24 protein-coding genes are annotated in these 16794 nt (G+C 58.9%); 10 read left to right on the top strand and 14 right to left on the bottom strand.

Translation table 11 applies throughout. From position 1 onward, the window contains the following. Positions 1–170: 170 nt before the first annotated feature. The 13 genes from ON40_RS33060 to ON40_RS51335 form a co-directional block, all read right to left on the bottom strand. Positions 171–362 carry a hypothetical protein gene (locus ON40_RS33060; RefSeq protein ID WP_040829055.1) on the bottom strand — a complete coding sequence of 64 codons (192 nt, stop codon included), beginning with the start codon at positions 360–362 and terminating at the stop codon, positions 171–173. A 40-nt stretch (positions 363–402) separates the two neighbouring features. Continuing rightward, positions 403–849 carry a hypothetical protein gene (locus ON40_RS33055; protein ID WP_169541941.1) on the bottom strand — a complete coding sequence of 149 codons (447 nt, stop codon included), beginning with the start codon at positions 847–849 and terminating at the stop codon, positions 403–405. 79 nt (positions 850–928) lie between these two features. After that, entirely contained in the window at positions 929–1309 is a 381-nt protein-coding gene (locus ON40_RS33050) for a hypothetical protein (protein WP_157186557.1), read from the bottom strand. 4 nt (positions 1310–1313) lie between these two features. After that, on the bottom strand, positions 1314–1757 hold the full coding sequence (locus ON40_RS33045) for a hypothetical protein (protein WP_040829052.1): 444 nt from the start codon (positions 1755–1757) through the stop codon (positions 1314–1316). A 17-nt stretch (positions 1758–1774) separates the two neighbouring features. After that, positions 1775–2128, bottom strand: a complete 354-nt coding sequence (locus tag ON40_RS48520) for a hypothetical protein (RefSeq protein ID WP_157186556.1) — start codon at positions 2126–2128, stop codon at positions 1775–1777. Positions 2129–2346: 218 nt separating this feature from the next. Further along, positions 2347–2607, bottom strand: coding sequence for a hypothetical protein (locus ON40_RS33035; protein WP_040829050.1), 261 nt, complete (start codon positions 2605–2607; stop codon positions 2347–2349). Positions 2608–2951: 344 nt separating this feature from the next. Then, positions 2952–3197, bottom strand: coding sequence for a hypothetical protein (locus ON40_RS52405; RefSeq protein ID WP_157186555.1), 246 nt, complete (start codon positions 3195–3197; stop codon positions 2952–2954). Positions 3198–3210: 13 nt separating this feature from the next. Next, entirely contained in the window at positions 3211–3429 is a 219-nt protein-coding gene (locus tag ON40_RS33030) for a hypothetical protein (protein ID WP_040829049.1), read from the bottom strand. A 404-nt stretch (positions 3430–3833) separates the two neighbouring features. Next, positions 3834–4517 (bottom strand): hypothetical protein, encoded by a 684-nt coding sequence (locus ON40_RS33025; RefSeq protein WP_157186554.1) that lies wholly within the window; start codon positions 4515–4517, stop codon positions 3834–3836. A 290-nt stretch (positions 4518–4807) separates the two neighbouring features. Next, positions 4808–5047, bottom strand: coding sequence for a hypothetical protein (locus ON40_RS52400; protein ID WP_157186553.1), 240 nt, complete (start codon positions 5045–5047; stop codon positions 4808–4810). Between the two features lie 90 nt (positions 5048–5137). Next, positions 5138–5320 (bottom strand): hypothetical protein, encoded by a 183-nt coding sequence (locus tag ON40_RS53425; protein WP_040829046.1) that lies wholly within the window; start codon positions 5318–5320, stop codon positions 5138–5140. An 18-nt stretch (positions 5321–5338) separates the two neighbouring features. After that, the gene (locus ON40_RS33010; RefSeq protein ID WP_157186552.1) at positions 5339–5665 is read right to left on the bottom strand and encodes a hypothetical protein; all 327 of its coding nucleotides are present in this window, start codon (positions 5663–5665) and stop codon (positions 5339–5341) included. 844 nt (positions 5666–6509) lie between these two features. Then, positions 6510–7481, bottom strand: a complete 972-nt coding sequence (locus tag ON40_RS51335; RefSeq protein ID WP_040829042.1) for a hypothetical protein — start codon at positions 7479–7481, stop codon at positions 6510–6512. Between the two features lie 1143 nt (positions 7482–8624). Between ON40_RS51335 and ON40_RS33000 the strand changes: the two genes are divergently transcribed. From ON40_RS33000 to ON40_RS32975, 6 genes are all read left to right on the top strand, one after another. Further along, entirely contained in the window at positions 8625–9224 is a 600-nt protein-coding gene (locus ON40_RS33000) for a cutinase family protein (protein ID WP_157186551.1), read from the top strand. A gap of 112 nt (positions 9225–9336) precedes the next feature. After that, entirely contained in the window at positions 9337–9615 is a 279-nt protein-coding gene (locus ON40_RS50310; RefSeq protein ID WP_218008899.1) for an HNH endonuclease, read from the top strand. 21 nt (positions 9616–9636) lie between these two features. After that, on the top strand, positions 9637–9930 hold the full coding sequence (locus ON40_RS52395) for a phage fiber-tail adaptor protein (protein ID WP_040829040.1): 294 nt from the start codon (positions 9637–9639) through the stop codon (positions 9928–9930). Positions 9931–9987: 57 nt separating this feature from the next. Then, positions 9988–10578: a hypothetical protein gene (locus ON40_RS32985; protein WP_040829039.1), complete on the top strand. Its 591-nt coding sequence runs from the start codon at positions 9988–9990 to the stop codon at positions 10576–10578. Between the two features lie 720 nt (positions 10579–11298). Continuing rightward, positions 11299–11991 carry a hypothetical protein gene (locus tag ON40_RS32980; protein WP_040829038.1) on the top strand — a complete coding sequence of 231 codons (693 nt, stop codon included), beginning with the start codon at positions 11299–11301 and terminating at the stop codon, positions 11989–11991. 9 nt (positions 11992–12000) lie between these two features. Further along, positions 12001–12516 (top strand): hypothetical protein, encoded by a 516-nt coding sequence (locus ON40_RS32975; RefSeq protein ID WP_051193898.1) that lies wholly within the window; start codon positions 12001–12003, stop codon positions 12514–12516. Between the two features lie 90 nt (positions 12517–12606). Here the strand turns inward: ON40_RS32975 and ON40_RS54015 are convergent, their stop codons facing one another. Next, on the bottom strand, positions 12607–12825 hold the full coding sequence (locus ON40_RS54015; RefSeq protein WP_218008898.1) for a hypothetical protein: 219 nt from the start codon (positions 12823–12825) through the stop codon (positions 12607–12609). 79 nt (positions 12826–12904) lie between these two features. Between ON40_RS54015 and ON40_RS54010 the strand changes: the two genes are divergently transcribed. The 4 genes from ON40_RS54010 (at position 12905) to ON40_RS32955 (ending at position 16782) form a co-directional block, all read left to right on the top strand. Continuing rightward, the gene (locus ON40_RS54010) at positions 12905–13243 is read left to right on the top strand and encodes a hypothetical protein (protein WP_157186549.1); all 339 of its coding nucleotides are present in this window, start codon (positions 12905–12907) and stop codon (positions 13241–13243) included. A 255-nt stretch (positions 13244–13498) separates the two neighbouring features. Next, positions 13499–15085, top strand: coding sequence for a terminase large subunit domain-containing protein (locus ON40_RS32960; protein WP_218008897.1), 1587 nt, complete (start codon positions 13499–13501; stop codon positions 15083–15085). Positions 15086–15095: 10 nt separating this feature from the next. After that, complete coding sequence (locus tag ON40_RS52380; protein ID WP_169541940.1) at positions 15096–15254, top strand: hypothetical protein; 159 nt, start codon at positions 15096–15098, stop codon at positions 15252–15254. A gap of 1 nt (position 15255) precedes the next feature. Continuing rightward, positions 15256–16782: a phage portal protein gene (locus ON40_RS32955; protein ID WP_051193893.1), complete on the top strand. Its 1527-nt coding sequence runs from the start codon at positions 15256–15258 to the stop codon at positions 16780–16782. Positions 16783–16794 lie beyond the last annotated feature (12 nt).

Here is a 16794-nt window from a genome sequence, read left to right as displayed (position 1 = left end):
TTTTTCTCGCGTCGCCGCCTGCCCAGCCCGGAGTTGTGTACCCTTCGGCTATCTCGACATACACCGCCGGTTTGCTATTTCGTATCGACCGGTAGCACTTGAAATGCGTGCATTCGTCGTCGATTATCTGGCTATGGTGAAGACTCACTATCTATTCTCCCTGGTTGGGTTCAGCTGAAATAGTCGTTAGGGTATTGGCTGTCGATACACAATTCGCCGTCGAGGAATGCGAAGTCGGACAGCTCGAGCGAAAGCCCCTTCCTTTTGGCTCTTGCAAAATATCCGTCGATCTTGCTCGAACTGACGCTGCGTTGGCCCACCAGATTGTCGGCCGCGTCGTAGGCGTCAATGAGATATGCCATGTGCGTATTTCTCCTTTGTGCGTGTACGCGCTTTCTAATATCAGCGCAGATCTTCAGCCCGACCTGACCATTGATAGTCTCGTTCAAACCGTCCTGGTGTCAGCTCTTGCGCGCATTGATTCAAGGCGTATGCTTCTGCCTCGCTCTTGCTGGCGAATCCATTGAGTGTCAGATCATCCCGGTATTGAATGTCGGATGCTACCTCGGTAGCCCCAGGATCATCCAAATCGCCGCACACCAAATATTCAATCTCTTGCTCGACGTCGAAAACGTTGTCTCCAAAGCGTTCCGCGATCTGCTCAGCGTCGTCGACCTTGTCCAGCCCGTTGCGCTCGGCGAGGTCGACGACGTACCAGCTACTCGTGATCATGGCCCCGCGTTTACGATTGACCCAGCGCACCGATATGTAGTCCGATACCGCTCCATCGCAACCCGGCGTGCCATTAGGTACCGGTTCGGAGTACAGGCATTCCCAATCGTTCATCATTACTACTTTCTATTGGTTGCAGTTCGGTAATTCGATTGGGCACCCGGAGGTTGGGCCGGACACCCTGTCGAGTCACCAATTACTGGGTATCAGCGGATAGCCATTCGGCGACAGTCTCGCGTTTGCCCGGAAAGTCGGGGGACAAGATATTACCCTGGCCCAGCGGACTTACCCATACGCCGCTGTCGAGGTGCCGACGATTCGCGAATTTAATTCGACCCGATTTTGAATATTCGACATCGATCTGGACATCTACGCGCTGATAGCGATGAACGGTGTCGCCCACAGCATCCTTGAATGTCGAGTAGTCCCAGCCGTTCAGTTTGGCAAGTATTTCGTTCGCATGTTGCGCGGAAGTCATCAAAACCCCTTCTTGGATGCCATACTGCCGATAATCAATGGCCAAGGTCTTCGCGTACCGCTCCGCATATGCCGTTATCGTGTCCCATGGTTCAGCCATTACTTCACTTCCTGACCGCTTTGACAGCGTGAGACATTATGGACAACTGCAAATCTTTGAAGCCTTCCAGTCGTGCGTGATAGGTCGCTTCAAATTCACCGTCTGCGGTGTGATATGAGTCCGTCCCGTCGTAATCCCAATCGGACGGATCACCGCCATTCTCGGACAATCCCCAATGCCGCAGGAATTCCACCACGTACATAGGCGTTGGATTCACCACAGCTTCAGCCTCGGTTTCCCGCACATCATCGCACTGGCAATCTTCGGCGTAATCAGCAGGGCAATCATGCGTGCGGTACGTTTCACGCTGCGTGTACATTACTCGCCGCGCATCGTTGTTCTGCCTGAATTCCTGATACGCCCGCGAGTCGTCCTCGTTGTCGAGGTTGAATACCCGCGACCTCTCGAGGTCGAATCCGTCGCCGTCGTACAGCACGTTGTCTGTCATATATCCGGACATCTGCGTTACTCCGCTTCCTTGAATGCCACAGCCCAGTTATCCGGCTCATCGTCGTGGTAAGTGCGAACCTCCACCGCAACGTAGTAACCGGCGTTCTCTCGGATGTGAGTCTCGAGGTCGCCGCCGATGAGTTCGGAGCTGTGCATAAACTCGGTCAGAAATCCCCCGTACTGCATCGTGAAGCCCTTCAGCAATTCCCAGCCGTCCGACACATCATAGGTGCCCGAATAGCTGTGAATGTCGTCGTCGAGCGTGTCCGCGTAAAGCTCCGGGGCGTATATGCCGTCCGCATCCGACACATTGCCATTGCCGTCCGAATAGACGACATGACCGAATTCCATAAGATCGCTTAGTGTCATTGTTCTAATCCTCTCTTGCGACCAGTGCGGACGAATCTGCAAACGTTCGCTCTATCAGGCCGCACGGGTAGTCTGTACGATTGCGGGATGTGACACGCCATTCCACCTGTTCGGTAAAGCCTTCGCCGATGCTCGGAGTGACGACCACCCCCTTAACCCATCCACGACCGACCGTCTCATATTGGATCTTCTGTCCTTTAGCGAATCTCGACATTGCTCTAACCTTTCTCCTCACCTTCGAAAATGTGAGCCTGCCCGTAATCGATGTCGTCGCATACAAAACACGTGAAGCAGCCGATGTCGCGTGTACCGGCGTGCGCAGCGTCCCCCATCACTTCGATACTCGCATCCCGCGACGCCACGTTTTCGAGCCATTCATTCTCGGTGCTGAAGTTCTCGGGGCTGCGCGCCGGACTGTCGACGCCTTCGGTCCTTTCTTTCGCGCAGTCGCTGCACAAGTGGAATTCGGTCGTTGTCATGATCTATCCCTTTGTTGTCGAGATTTCTGCCGCGTGTGCGGCATAGTGCCCGGACCGGAGTCGAACCGGTATACGCTCCCGCTGGCTGCGAGATGTACGCCAATGCAAGGGCTATGGTGTTATTTCCCGCCACTCTCCGGCGAGAGAAATGTATCCATAAATTTCCGGATACTTGCGGGCGTGAGCGTTCCCCCGAAGCGGTCGAGATTGTATCCGCCAAGGTTTGCGGTCGGCGTGTAGATCCATACGGCATCGTCAACCCGCACGAAATGGAACCGTTTTCCCTCGATTGCGGCCCGATAGTCGGCTCTTGACTTGATCGTTGTTATCTTCATTACTTACCCCTAATGGCCGGAGATGATCCGAGACTTCGCCGCTTCGGCTACTCGGTAATCCAACGGGCCCTTCGATATGGCTACGACAGCAGGCACCGCTACGCCGTCAAGTTGGGTTGTGAATCGCTGCAATTCGCCGTCAACCTCGCCAGGAACAACGAATACGCTGCGCCCGTTTGTGAATGGCACGTACCAGCTCCCGTCCTGCCGTTCGTGAATGCTGATACCGCTGTAGTCGATTTCCGGATATTCCATTGTTGCGCCTCCGCTAGGGATTGTTGATTGCCCTGATGATTTGCATGAGAACATCCTTGCCCTTGATAGAGATCTCGCATTCCATGCCGCTAATGTATGCCGTGATCCAGAGTTCTCCATCATTGATGATATTCACCTTGGACAATTGCGCTTCGAGGGTGCGAATGATGCCCATGTCATCCACCAGGATTGCCTCCGGGTTATCGGTTCCCTCGTAGTCGATCTCTGCCATTTGCGTACTCTCCTATTCGCTGTCGCATCGGTCGGTCAATTCTTGGTACCCGCTATCACCAATCCGGAAGCGGTTCGCCGTTCGCGCAGGCCGGACAATCATCCGCGCACCACGCCTGCCACGCCGCCCCTCGTGCTGGCATACGCGGGTTATCCTCATCTGCCCAGTATTCCATCGTGTGACCGTTGGCGGCCCGGTACTTGACGATCGGCGTAGCAGGCACTTCTGGAATCTCCTCGCACGGTGGGTATTGCGGTGTGGCTGTATACCTGACGAATGCACAGTCCGCCATAACGGCCTCGGCGTTCATCTGGTCGACCATGTCGTAATAGAACGACTCGCAGAACCAATCTGCATGAGTTGGAAGCCAGCCGAGAAACTGTGTCGATATCATTTGCTCACCCCTACTGGTTGTCGTACTTGTCGGCGAGCGCTTGAATCGCGGCAAGGCAGGTTTCGTACTGGCCGATATCGATCGGGAGGTCATCGTTGCCGTACATCCATACGCCGATCTTCTCGCCGTCAACCGAGTCGATCTGCCCCAGGATGTCGCCGTTCAAGCTCACGACGTACGGCAGGTCATGATCTCCATCATCCGGTTCGATGTCGAGTTCGTCGGCGAGGGTGATTCCGCCGATGAGGTTGCGCTCGACCAGATAGACGGTGTCCGCGTGACCCTTGGGGCAGGTCCAGTGGTGCCCCCCGCCGACAGCCTCGACAACCGACACGCCCTCGCCGCAGTATGGGCAATACTGGGTTGCGATCGTTCCGTACTGTGACGCTTTATCCGCTCGCAGGTGGCTCACAACCCCCATACTGCACTCTCCCGCGTCGATCATCGCATCATAGACGGCCGTCGAGTCCAGGTCGGGGAACGCCTCCGCAGCCAGAGATTTGAGCAGCCATTCAGACGCGGAGTAAACGTCAGACCTCCCGTTGCTGATCGAGCTGTTGACGTGCGCGGCAATCTCCCGGTAGTGCAGCTCGAAGTAGGCTTGCATCAAATCGAAAGGCTTGGTTGTCCGGCCCCTGTCATAATCCCACGACGACTCGAATTCGATAGTTCGCGTTTCGGTACCAATTTCCATTTCCCCTGCTCCCGCTGTTGTGTTTCTGCCCGACGTGGGCATAGCGTCCCGTGACGGTTCGAATCTCGTCTCTATGCCGCCTCGAGTAGGCGAACGGGACTCTTGGTGCTACCTGGTCGGAAACGTGTCCTCACGTGTGGCGTAGCTCAGCCGGTGAAAGACATCCGGAGCGGCGGCGTACGTAACCCACAACTCATTCGCCTTGCGGACCAGCCAGCGAGCGAGCGGAGCGGGATACACCCCGTAGTGCCCAGTGGCCTTGGTTGGATCGATGATGTACAGCCACAGCGTCACAGCAGCACCGCCACGATCTCCGGATCCACCAACCGGTCGAACAGGTCGTTCGTGGTTGTCGTGTAATACTCCCGCCCGAACACTCGGACGATCAGGCACAGTTCGAACGGGTTGCCTCTCAGGAACTCCCTGGCAGTCCATCTCGAGTCCGGTCCGCTCGCCAGCGCCCAGCTGCAATCCGCTACGCGCCCGCGATAATTCGGCGGACGGTCATCCTGCCATGGTGAGACAGTCATTTTCAATTTCCCCTCTCGATGCCACGCCGATATAGCGCGGTAGCTGAGGTGCGACAAACAACATCGCACCCCGCTATCTCCGCTACAGCATCAGGACATGTACGTCTTGAAGTCGAAGCCAATCGCGTTGCCGGAAATGTCATCAACGGAAACGATGTCCGCGTGATATTCACCCTCGAACCTAATTTTGAGGGTAGTTTCGGTGATAACTCCGAGGACCTTCGCTTCGCGTCCATTGACGGTAACCGTATTACCTCTAATGAATTTCGACATTGTTGCGTCTCCTTTTGTTTACTCGCCGCTCAGGCGAATGCCGGTATACATTTTGTCGCCTGCGAACAGCGTTACGACACACGCTCTATTGTTGGGCAATTCAAGGCTGTAATACCAACCGTTGCCGCACGTCTGCCGCGCGCCGGTAGCGATCAACAGTGCGCGGTATTCGTCGAACAGCCGAAAGCAATCGTCCATTTCGGCTCGATAGATGCGCTTTTTGCCAAACTCGCGCTCAGTTGTGAATTCCTGTATTTCGACAGACCATTGAAGTCCTGCCGTGCGCTCTTGTGCCTCCTCTAACATATCCGCCGCCATTTTCTCGGCATCGAATCTGTCATGCATGAAGTCACCCTTTCTCGCGTTTCAGCCAACTGATTAAGTCGACTAGTCGGCCATGACCGCACGCACGAATGCGCACAGCTATGGCCTATCTAACCGATTCAATTTCATCGAATGAATCCAGACATTTAGCGTTTTTCGCGACCATTCGCACCGACACAAGCGGATGCAACAGAACGCGAACGCATAGCCTTCGCCGAGTTTCCATGTCATCGGGACCTACCGGTTTTTCGGCAATGCCCGTGATCCTAGATCGAACAGACAGCACTGCCGGACAGTAGAAACTCTCATCACTGCCAACGCAATACCGCGAACGCGCAGGCGGACACCCTACAATGTGCCAGCCTGCGCGCAGAGATATTGCGGCGTGGATATGTGTCGACAAGAACGGTTACCAGGGCGCGAAGCCAATCGCACAAAACATCTGTGCGCCGCTACCGATATCGACAGACCGGGCACGTTGGCTTGTCATTGCGGTATCCGCGAGCCTCCTAAGCGCTCACATGCGGACCAGGCCAATACGCACCGACGCCGGTATCTACTGATCAGACGCGCGATTACGGGATGATACAACGCTACCCGCTCGCCGTTCTTGCCTCACGCTATGGAATTGAGAACAAATCATGTGGACACCGGTTGCGGTCCGGGCCGACCGTCCGCGCGCTTTTTAGGGCGTCGCGCTGTTTTCCTGCTGTGATCCCGTTGCGCGTCCGCTTGTTAGGGCGTGACACTGGGGACCGTTTCGAGCCGTCTGGCTCACATAGACCGACCGATTACGCGGTAAGCCTATGTGAACCTAGCGGGTGATTGCGTCACTGTGACGTTGGGCCCGCTAGGCTCGAGGCATTCACTCGGCAGGTTCGGGACCAGCGAACATCTCGGCAATCTGCGCAGCTTCCGCTACGGGATCACCCGAGCGCTTCACGGACGCGACCAGCTGGTCAACCTCGGACTGCGGAACGCCCATACCGAGCGCCTTGTCGCGCAATGCACGGAGGTTGTCGATTTCGAGGCGCAACCGACGGTTCACCTCTGCCAACTGATTAACAGCGAGCGTCTGGCGCGCCTGAGACTCCTCGAGAGACTGACCAGCCGTGAACAGACGCGCGTCGGTGGCACGCAAGCCCTTCTCTGCATGCTTGTCGCTCGCAACCGTCACGCGCTCGGAAAGAGTCTCGATACGCGCGGCAAGGGTCGCGTACGCGGCTTTGTTGAGTCCGTTCTTGCGCGCGAGCAAGGTGTTACGGGCGCGAGCGCTGTCCTTGATATCGAGCTTCACTTGTGCCAGCGCGGATTTAGTCGACTTGCGCACCTTGACCGTGCCAGCGATGAACCGACCCCCCGCCTCGAGCGATTCGACGTATTCAGTTTGCATGCCTTCGCCGATCGCGAGCAACTTGCCCTCGCTGATCACCATGACAGTACCGACACGCGCGGCAAGCCCCGGCCGATGTGCGTTGCCACCCTTAAGAGCAATCCACACGCCCGGCGTGTCTTCCACCAGACGGATACCGGTACCCGCCACGTCCAGTCCGGCATGAGTCATGCCCCGTTCGGTCACAACCTCGGCAGACTCGGCAACGGCAGACCAGCGGTCGCTACGCCCGACGCGCTCACGCTGTGCCAGCCCGTCCGACTCGAGGCCAGCCAGCACCTTGCGCACGGTGGCCGTAGTTCCGCCCGTAGCGGCGACAAGGTCACTTACGGTGATGCCGGTGTCGCTCGCCAGCAAGGCAGTACGCACAGCATCGGCATCGGCATCGGCATCGGCATCGGCATTGGCATTGGTGTTGGCGTTGGCATTGGTGTTGGTAGTCATGACTCAATCCTCACAGTGGTGCGTTGGGTGTCCGTTGGTGTCCAAGGTACACGCAATGTGTCCACGTGCAAATGCGCAGGTCAGAGGCACCGCCCCACGGCTACGCATGGCATAACCGCAGGTCAGAGTATGTTTTCGGTGCCAGCGTGGCAGTCCGGAGATGGATAGGAACCGCGCGTGAATACAGCATGCATCCCCACCTGTCAATGAGAGATACCTCACTACGACACGCCGCGACACGCCGATAGGCCGGGCCCTACCAAGATCGGCTCGAGTCCCTACAGCCGATCTCGGGCAGGGCCCCCGCTTCCAGGTCCCCTAGATGCCCGTCGGTAGCCAGCGATCCCAGCATCCGAGACCCCATCCCACAATGTGAGACGCCAGGCATAGGGGGGAGGGGGTGCGACCAGGCGGCGGGGAGGGTATACGGGACGGCCCCCGAGCCGCTTCTCTCTCTAGTGAAAAAATGCCCTGACCTGCGGTTATGACTTTCCGAGGACCAGGCCAGAACGATTTTTCCCCGAATTTCGAGCAGGAATTCCGTGTACCCCCCTGGGGTATCTAATTTCGGGGCGAAGCGATATCACGCAGCCGTTCAAAAAGTGGATAGCCGTGTGGTAACTAGAGTGACGGCAAAACCGGCCATCCCCACGCTCGCCGTGAACAGGAGCCGCTTGTACACGAATATCATGATCAGCGCAAATTCGACGTCCTCGGCCTCGCCATCCCAGCGCCTGGACCGCCGCCTTCTCGCTCGAGCCGCCGCGTAAATGTCGCCGGAAATGGCTTTGGAAATAGACCTGAATGCGAATACCTGACACGTCGTGGTAAACTTGCGTTAGGCGGTTCAATGCCCACATCCGCCGAATTCAATGCAAAGCCCCGGAACGATCCCTACCGGCCCGAAAAGGTCAGGCAAATCGCCGGGGCATTTTTTGTGCCACCCGTTGAGTTGCGCCGATCTGAAGGCTGCCTTCTCCACTCCGGGTGACCATGCCCCTCGCGCTCGATATCGCCCCGCAGTTATTGATTTGGTGGTGTGGCGGCTGAGCTGATTCAGCGCGAGGGGCTTTCTCTTACTCCATTCCGAGAGAGCTGCCGCCCGTGGTCCGCAAATGTCTGAGCCTGTTCTTCGCTGCGGTTTTGGCGATCGGCGGCATTCTTCCTTTCATCCCCGCTCCCGCGTATGCCGATGTCTGTACCGGCGTGTGGTCGATCGGAGTCGGCGGCCTTCGGGTCAACTTCGGCTGGCCGCTGGCATTCACGGCTGAGGACTCCGACTATCTGCAGGTCGATCAGCGCGTCGGCTACAACTCGATCGATCTCCCGGCTGGCGTGCACGAGCTGAACCGGCTTGTCGACGATCACCGCGCTCAGTGCCCGGCCGACCACATCCTGCTCCTGGGTCACTCCGGCGGCGCTGCGGTCGTCCACGTCTGGGTCAGCGAGCACAAATCGGCCTCCAATCTCAACGCTGTCCTCCTCGCGGATCCGAAGCGCGTCGCTGGCCCCGGCGGACCCGGCTTCATGGCTGTCGCGCCGATGGAGTGGCTGCCGTACCCCGACTACTCCGGCGCTGACGCCGACTTCGGTTCGGTGCCGGTCCTCGAGGTGTGTCACGCGGCCGATGGTGTCTGCAACGCCGTCGCTGGCCCGATTGGTTACTTCCTCGGTGCGCACACCGACTACGACTTTTCGGCAGCCGATTATTCGACCACCGCATCCGGAGTGGTTTTTCAGTAACGGAAATGGAGGTGACTACCGTGGTTTATCTTTTGGGCGCTCTGCATGGCGCTTGGACTCTCGTCGAGAACATCGTCGATTACGCGTTCGCGCAGGGTTGGATCTGATCTGAATGTCCGCACCGGAGCTGAAGACCGCCGAGTGGAAAAATCTGTGTAGACGCCTGAAAGCGACTCTGGCTCCGGTGTGTCACATCTGCGGCGCGGAGATAGATCTGTCGCTGCCTGGAACTGCCAAGTGGGGCTGGACCGCCGATCATGTGCAGCCGCGCCATCTCGCGCCACATCGCATCTACGACCCATCCAATATTCGACCAGCGCATCGCGACTGCAATGAAAAGCGCGGCGGACACTACGAACAAAACGTCAATATTTCCCGCAAATGGGGCTGATTTGACCTGAAAACGCCAGGGGTGAGTCCGATAGCCGACGAATTTAGGAAAAACCCCGGCGACGTCCTGGATTACCTGTTCGACTGGTCGCAGTGGCTCGCGCCTATCAATGACACGATCGCGTCGTCGACAATGGCTGTCACATCCTCGCCCAGCGACCTCGGCCTGAGCGCATCGCCGCCGAACCCTACTTTTTGCGTCGTCTGGGTCTCCGGCGGCAGCATCCCGAACTATTACACGGTCACCAACACCATCGTGACTGTCGGCGGCCGGACGAGGGCCAGATCCATTCGGATCATCATCGAAAACCAGTGATCACTCATGCAGACGTACTAATGCCTGCATTCAAGAACTTCATAGAGGACGTCCATCATGGCTGGCGACGGCATCAAATGGAATATGACGGCGAAGGTCATCAAGTACGAGCCTGAGACCGTCGAGCGACTGACAAACCAGTTCGGGCACGAGCCCACCGGATATCACCTCCGGCATCTGGAATCTATCGGGCTGCTGGTCCCGGACGACATTGTCGACGTTCCCGGCAACCTGTTGACCACGGTCGGCCTTAACCGAATCACCAATCTGATCATCGGTGGCGGCGGAACCCCACTGGCTCACGCGGATGCGGTTGTCGGCGTTGGTAACTCCACGACCACTGCGGTGATTGGTGATACTGCGCTCGGCGCGGACGGTACGGCGAATGCGTATTACCAGCAAGCCGACTCAGGTTCTCCGACGCAGTCCAACGGCACGATCAATATCACGTGTACGTACCAGTCGGGCAATGCGAACTTCGCCTGGCAGGAATGGGGCTGGGCGGTCGCGTCCGGAACTATCACCGCTGGAACGACTCTCGCCTCTGTCGGCACCTCGCCGGTATTGCTGAATCACAAGATCCAAAGCCTCGGAACGAAATCCAGTGGGGCTATCTGGTCGCTCGCTGCGACACTTACCCTGTCCTAGATGCGCGAAACCCGGCTCACCAACCGTCCGGATGGCTGCCGGGTTCACTTCAGAGACGCTAATGCGTCCCGCGCACACCATGATACACGGTAGGGCGGACGAACCTCAATCGCGAGGCCGCCGGGTTCACGTGCACCTCGAGATCGCTGTGCTACTGTCCCAGATACAAGTCAGCCCCGGAAGATGTTCACAGCATCAACCGGGGCCTGGGCGAGAACCTGGGTATAGCAGATCCGCGCCGTAGGACCACATCCTACCTCACGATTCTGGCTGATCAGCCACTCACCCCTTGGCCGTTGCGCCCGTAGGCACCGTCGCGGGTGATGCGCCTTGCCCGCGCAGTCGTCGCCCGTCAGAGGGGCTGCTGCAACCATCCGATGACACAGAGTTGCGCGTAAAGGCGGACTCGGAGCGACCTGGCGGCAGCTGGGCGGATCATCTGGCGGCATCCGGGTTCCCCGTGCTCTGCGCCGGTGGCCGGACTCTGTGCAGTATCCCAGTCCCGGCAGGCCGAATAATCCCCGCGCCTGCGTACATACCAAGCGACCGTAGCGACCGAAGCGACCGGTGTAATCGCGTCAAGGGTGTATCCGTGCTTCGCAGTACCGGGGTACCCCTGCGCTCCCTCCACTTCCCTTCTCTCCCGGTGTAATCCACAACCACCGCGCGGGCAAGTCTGGTGTTTAGCAAAGCTAACGATCGTCCTCGGGTGGTGATGCAGTGACAATCGCCGTCGCCCAGCGCAGTACCGGAAACACCTCGAGCGCAGGAACTTCGTACTCCGTCACGCTCCCCAACACCAGCGCCAATACCGGTGACCTCTATCTCGTCTTCGTGACAACCCCATCGGCCGCAACACTTTCCACGTCCTCGGCGGGCTGGAGCATCGCAGGTACCTGGGGCGCGGCCAGCGGCATCTACATCACCCTCTTCACCGGAGAGCAGGGCCCGGTCAGCTCGTTGACGGTCACCTCGAGCGCGTCGGTGCAGGCGGCCTGGGCGTCCCTACGATTGACCGGTGCATGGCCCGGCGGCGGAATCGCGGTCGCATCGGCAACCGGCAGCTCGACATCGCCCACCTCTCCAGCTCTTACGCCACCCCTCGGCAATATCAGCTATCAGTGGTTGATCATCGATGCCGGAACGCGGCCGACCTTCTACGACCCGACCGGCGCTCCCAGTGGCTGGAGCAATTACCAATCGGCTAACACGGGCACTTCTGGCGTCACGACCGACGCATTCATTGCCAGCGCCGAACTCAACGCCATCGCATCCAGTCAGACTCCCGGAGCATGGACCGGCGTCACCTTCGCGGGCACCTATACAGCGCTCACAGTCGCTATTCCCAGCCCGACCATCATTCATCAAGATAACCGACTCAGTACTTCGGTCACGCGGTCGAATCTGTATTAGGAGACTTTCGTGCCAGCAGCCTGTTTTGCAGCGTGGAACAATGCGACGGGCGCTCTGACGTCTCCGGTTGCCACCAACGCCACCTCCGCCACTTCCGGCACCGTCAAGACTTTGCTTCAGATTCAGACCGGCACGGGCAATCCGATTCGCGTCCTCGAGTGGGGATACACCTTCGATACTGCTCCGGCCAACAACTGCCGCATGGAGCTGATCGAAACCGGCTCTGTCGCCGCGACCGTTACCGCGCATGTCGCCGCCGGAATTCATAAAGTCAATGTCCCGACCGGCGTATCCAGCAGCGTCACCCTCGGCACCTCGGCGACCGGTTACAACGCCTCCGCTGAAGGATCCATCACCTCGACCAGGCTTTTCGACTACCACTACGAGAACGGCTTGTATTACAGCCGACTGTGGCCGCTCGGTCGCGAATGGGAAATCCCCGCAGGCAACGTTCTTCGAATCCGCGCAACTCCCACCGCGAGCACCGCGATCAATGTGACTTGCTATTGCATATGGGAAGAGTGAGCTACATCACACCGCAGTTTGCGAATTAGGTGGTCGTTCGGCCTGGAGGTAACCCATGGCCCGGATAGGCCGCACATTCCCAGTCCGGAACTACATCAACAAACCGAAAGCCAGTTCCGGCCCAGTAGTTGTTTCCGCTTCGGATTCCGGCTCGGGCGCTGACTCCGCAGTCGTCTCGGCGGTCACGTTCATCGTCAGTGACACCGGCTCCGGCGCGGATACCGCGATAGCAACCAACGTTGTTGCGGGCAGCGATACCGGCTCGGGTGCGGACTCGGCTTCCGGCATCACGACGACCGACGCGGACACCGGCTCCGGCGCGGACACCGCGAACATCACCGATACAACAGCGGACACCGGCTCTGGAGTCGACACCGCTAACGTCACTGTGACGGCAACTGCGGATACCGGTTCCGGCGTCGACTCCGGCAAAGCGATCAACATTGCCTCCGGCAGCGATACCGGCTCAGGCACCGAATCTGCGATAGCGACCGTCACCGAATTCGCCGCAGAAACCGGCCATGGTGCCGACGCCGCAACCATCATCGTCCACGCGGCGGATGAAGGCGGCAATATCGAACCGACGTGGCCGCTGATCAACGGCAAGGTCGTCGGCAGCCGAATTCACCTCGTGCCAGCCGACCCGCGCACGTATCCCATTCTTCCGGAGATCCGGACTCGCAAAATCCGGCCGGAAGTTCTCACAGATTCGATCAGGCCCGAATGACCGAAGAATTCATCGATCAGAAATCGCTCACCACCGAGGTCGAATCCGGTGACACCCGCCGGAGCTTGATTGCGTTGCGGGACTACGTCGCTCACGAACTCGAAGGCAACCGCTGCAGCAAATGCGCGATGAGCCAGCTCCGCACCGGAGACACCGCCGCGCTTGTCCTGCGCCTACAGAAGATCATCGAGGATCTTGCAGCCCTTCCGGCCGAACAAGATCTAGAAGCGGAAGCTGCCAAGGGGGTAATCAGTCTTGCCTCCATACGTAACCGCGCCGCTGATCGGCGACCAGTACCCGAGCCATCACACGATTCCGGACTCGGCACGAAGGCTGCCCCCAGAGTACAAGGCGGTCGACAGCCGCGCTTCCGAGGCGATTGATCTCGCGCGAGTCGCTGGCCTGGAACTCGATCCGTGGCAGTGCCTCGTCCTGGAGAACATGCTCGCGATCCGCGACGAAGAGTACTGGGACGAGGTCAACGGCCGCTACGAAAACCAGTGGGCGGCAGCCGAATTCGGGCTTGTGGTAGCCAGACAGAACGGAAAAGGCGGAATCCTCGAAGCTCGCGAACTGGCTGGTCTGTTTTTGTTCGGCGAGAAGGAGATCATCCACTCGGCGCACCTATTCGACACGTCGCAGAAGCACTTCGAGCGCATCCGCCGACTGATCGAGGACACCCCCGACCTCCGCAGCGAAGTCCTGCAGATCAAAGCCGGTCACGGCCAAGAAGGCATCTATCTCCGCAGCGGCCAGAAGTTGATCTTCAAGGCGAGGTCGGGCAGCACGGGACGCGGGTTCTCGGCTCCGCTGGTTGTCTACGACGAGGCGATGAAAAACCTCGACAGCTCGGTCATCGAAGCCTCCATGCCCACGGTATCCGCGCAGCCGAATCACCAGATCATCTACGCCGGGTCCGCCGGTACCGCAGAAGCCGAGCACTTCGGCCGGGCCCGCAACCGCGCCATGAAGGTGATCGCCAAGGAAGCCCGCGAAGTCCGCTTCGGCTGGATGGAGTGGAGCGTCGAACTGTGCACGTCGTACTGCCCGCCGGACTGCGAAGACCACGACGACGCCAACGACCCCCGCACGTGGGCGAAAGCCAACCCCGCCTTGGGAATTCGGATCTCCGAGGAGTACATCCGCGAGACCGAGAAGAAGGCGATGTCGCCCGCCGGCTTCGCGAAAGAGCGTCTGTCCGTAGGTGATTGGCCCGCAGAGGACGGTGGCTGGCGTGTCATCTCGAAAACCGCGTGGGATGACCGGCGTAACGCGCTGTCGCAGCTGCAAGGGAAGTTCTGCCTCGCTCTGGACTCCTCGCCCGACGCCGACTGGACGTGCATCACCGCCGTAGGCGCGAACGAAGACAAGCAGATCCACGGCGAAATCACCGGCATCGAAGAAGAAAAGCTTTTCGACTATCGCCCCGGTATCAAATGGGCTGTTGAGCGCGTCGTCGACATCTGGAAGGCCAACAAACCGGCTTTCGTTGTCGTGAATCCCGCTACTCCGGCCGGTCGACTGATTCCCGAACTCGAATCACGCGGCGTCAAAGTCGAAACCGTCACCACCCGCGAATACGCGCAAGGCTGCGGCGACTTCAAAGACTCGATCGTGCTGAAGGGCAACAAGGAAAAAGGCGAGTTCACGCACATCGACCAAGCTCCTCTCGATATCGCCGTCGCGAACGCGAACACCCGCAAACTTCAAGAGCTGTGGGCGTGGGACAAGATCGAATCCTCGGCCGACATTACCCCGCTGACCGCGATGACACTCGCCTATTTCGGCTACAAAAAGCACATTTTCACCAAACCGGCGAATATCTGGTTCTATCGCGGTTGAAAGGCCCCACGTGAAGCATGTAAAGCCCCTCGTGGCCGTAATCGCCGCTTTCTCCGGCATCGCATCGGCTACCGCAGGCGCATATCTGGAATGGGGCCCTATCGCGCTCATCGTGTGCGGCCTGCTGGTTCTCGCTGCCGCGCTGGTGATCGACGTCAAGGACGACTGAAATGCCCAATCTCTGGTCTCTCCTGCGCCGCCCGGAAAAGCGAGATCAAGGCTTCCCGGTCGTCGATCAAAACGCCCTCGCCGAATACTTCACCTTCCAAGGCAGCGCCTATCCGATCGCAGGCGGCTTCGGCGGTGCTTTTCCGTTCGTAACCTACGATGCCTCCAGTAATAAGCGCCACGAAACAATCCCCAACGACTTCGCCGGGTACGTCAACGCCGGATACAAGTCCAGCGGCGTCGTGTTCGCGTGCTGCCTCGCCCGGCAAATGGTTTTCACCGAAGTCCGGTTCGCGTTCCAGAAAATGAGCAAAGGCCGCCCCGGAGACTTCACCGACGAAAACGAACGGTCGATCAGGCTGCTGCGCACACCATGGCCCAACGGCACCACTTCTCAGCTCCTCGCGCACGCGATACAAGATGTCGACCTCTGCGGCAACCATTACGTGCTGCGCGAAGACGGCCCTGACGGTCCTCGATTGCGCAGGTTGCGCCCGGATTGGGTGTCGATCGTTCTGACGAAGAACCCCGAGGAAGCGCTTCACTCCGATATCCAGGGGTACATCTACAAGCCCGGCAATACTGACGACAAAACGAAGTGGGAATTGTTCCCCGCTGACGGCTCGAACGGCATTGTCGCGCACTGGGCTCCCATTCCGGATCCTCTCGCGCAGTATCGCGGCATGTCGTGGATGACTCCGATCATCAAAGAAGTCATCTCCGATGAAGCCGCATCGACCTACAAAGTCAACTACTTCAACAACTCCGCGCAGCCGAATTTGCTGGTGTCGTTCGATCCGACCGTGACCTCCGAGCAATTCCACGAGTTCATGACGATGATGAACCAATCCAAGCACGGTTTGTCACACGCTGGCGAGACGCTGTATCTCGGTGGCGGCGCTACGGTTTCCCCGCTCGGGTCGAAAATCCAGGAAATCGACTTCTCGAAGCTGACTTCCATCGCCGAATTGCGCATCGCCGCCGCCGCGCGGGTTCCTCCGACCGTTGTCGGCCTGACGGAAGGCATGCGCGGTTCCGCTCTCAATGAGGGCAACTACCAGGCAGCCGCTGATCAGTTCGCGAACGGCACGATCCGGCCGCTGTGGCGTGATTTGTGTGCCGCGTACGCGCCGCTGATCACCGTCCCTGCGAACTGCCGCCTCTGGTACGACGACCGCGATATCTCGTTCTTGCAAGAGGACCGCGAAATCGTCGCTCAGCTGCAGCAGACAGAGGCAATGACTATCGCGCGGCTCGTCCAAGAAGGCTACACGCCAGAGTCGGTCGTGAAGGCGCTGATCGAAAAGGACTGGACTCTGCTCGAGCACAGCGGCCTTTTCTCGGTCCAGTTGATGGCTCCCGGCCTCGGCCATATGACCGACTACTCCGGCGACGCCCCGACCGAAACGCTGCCTCCTCGCGATCAGCAATTGGCTGCGGACCCGAACAAAGCAGACGGTCCAGAACCGGTCAAGCCCGTAAAGCCCGCAAAGAAAAGCCCGCAGCAAGGGCAATCAAAGCAGCAATAAGGACTAAAGCCC

It is taken from the genome of Nocardia jiangxiensis NBRC 101359, from assembly GCF_000308615.1.
GTDB lineage: Bacteria > Actinomycetota > Actinomycetes > Mycobacteriales > Mycobacteriaceae > Nocardia > Nocardia jiangxiensis.
The sequence above is the reverse complement of the archived record's forward strand: the minus strand, read 5'-3'. Positions and strand labels throughout refer to the sequence as shown.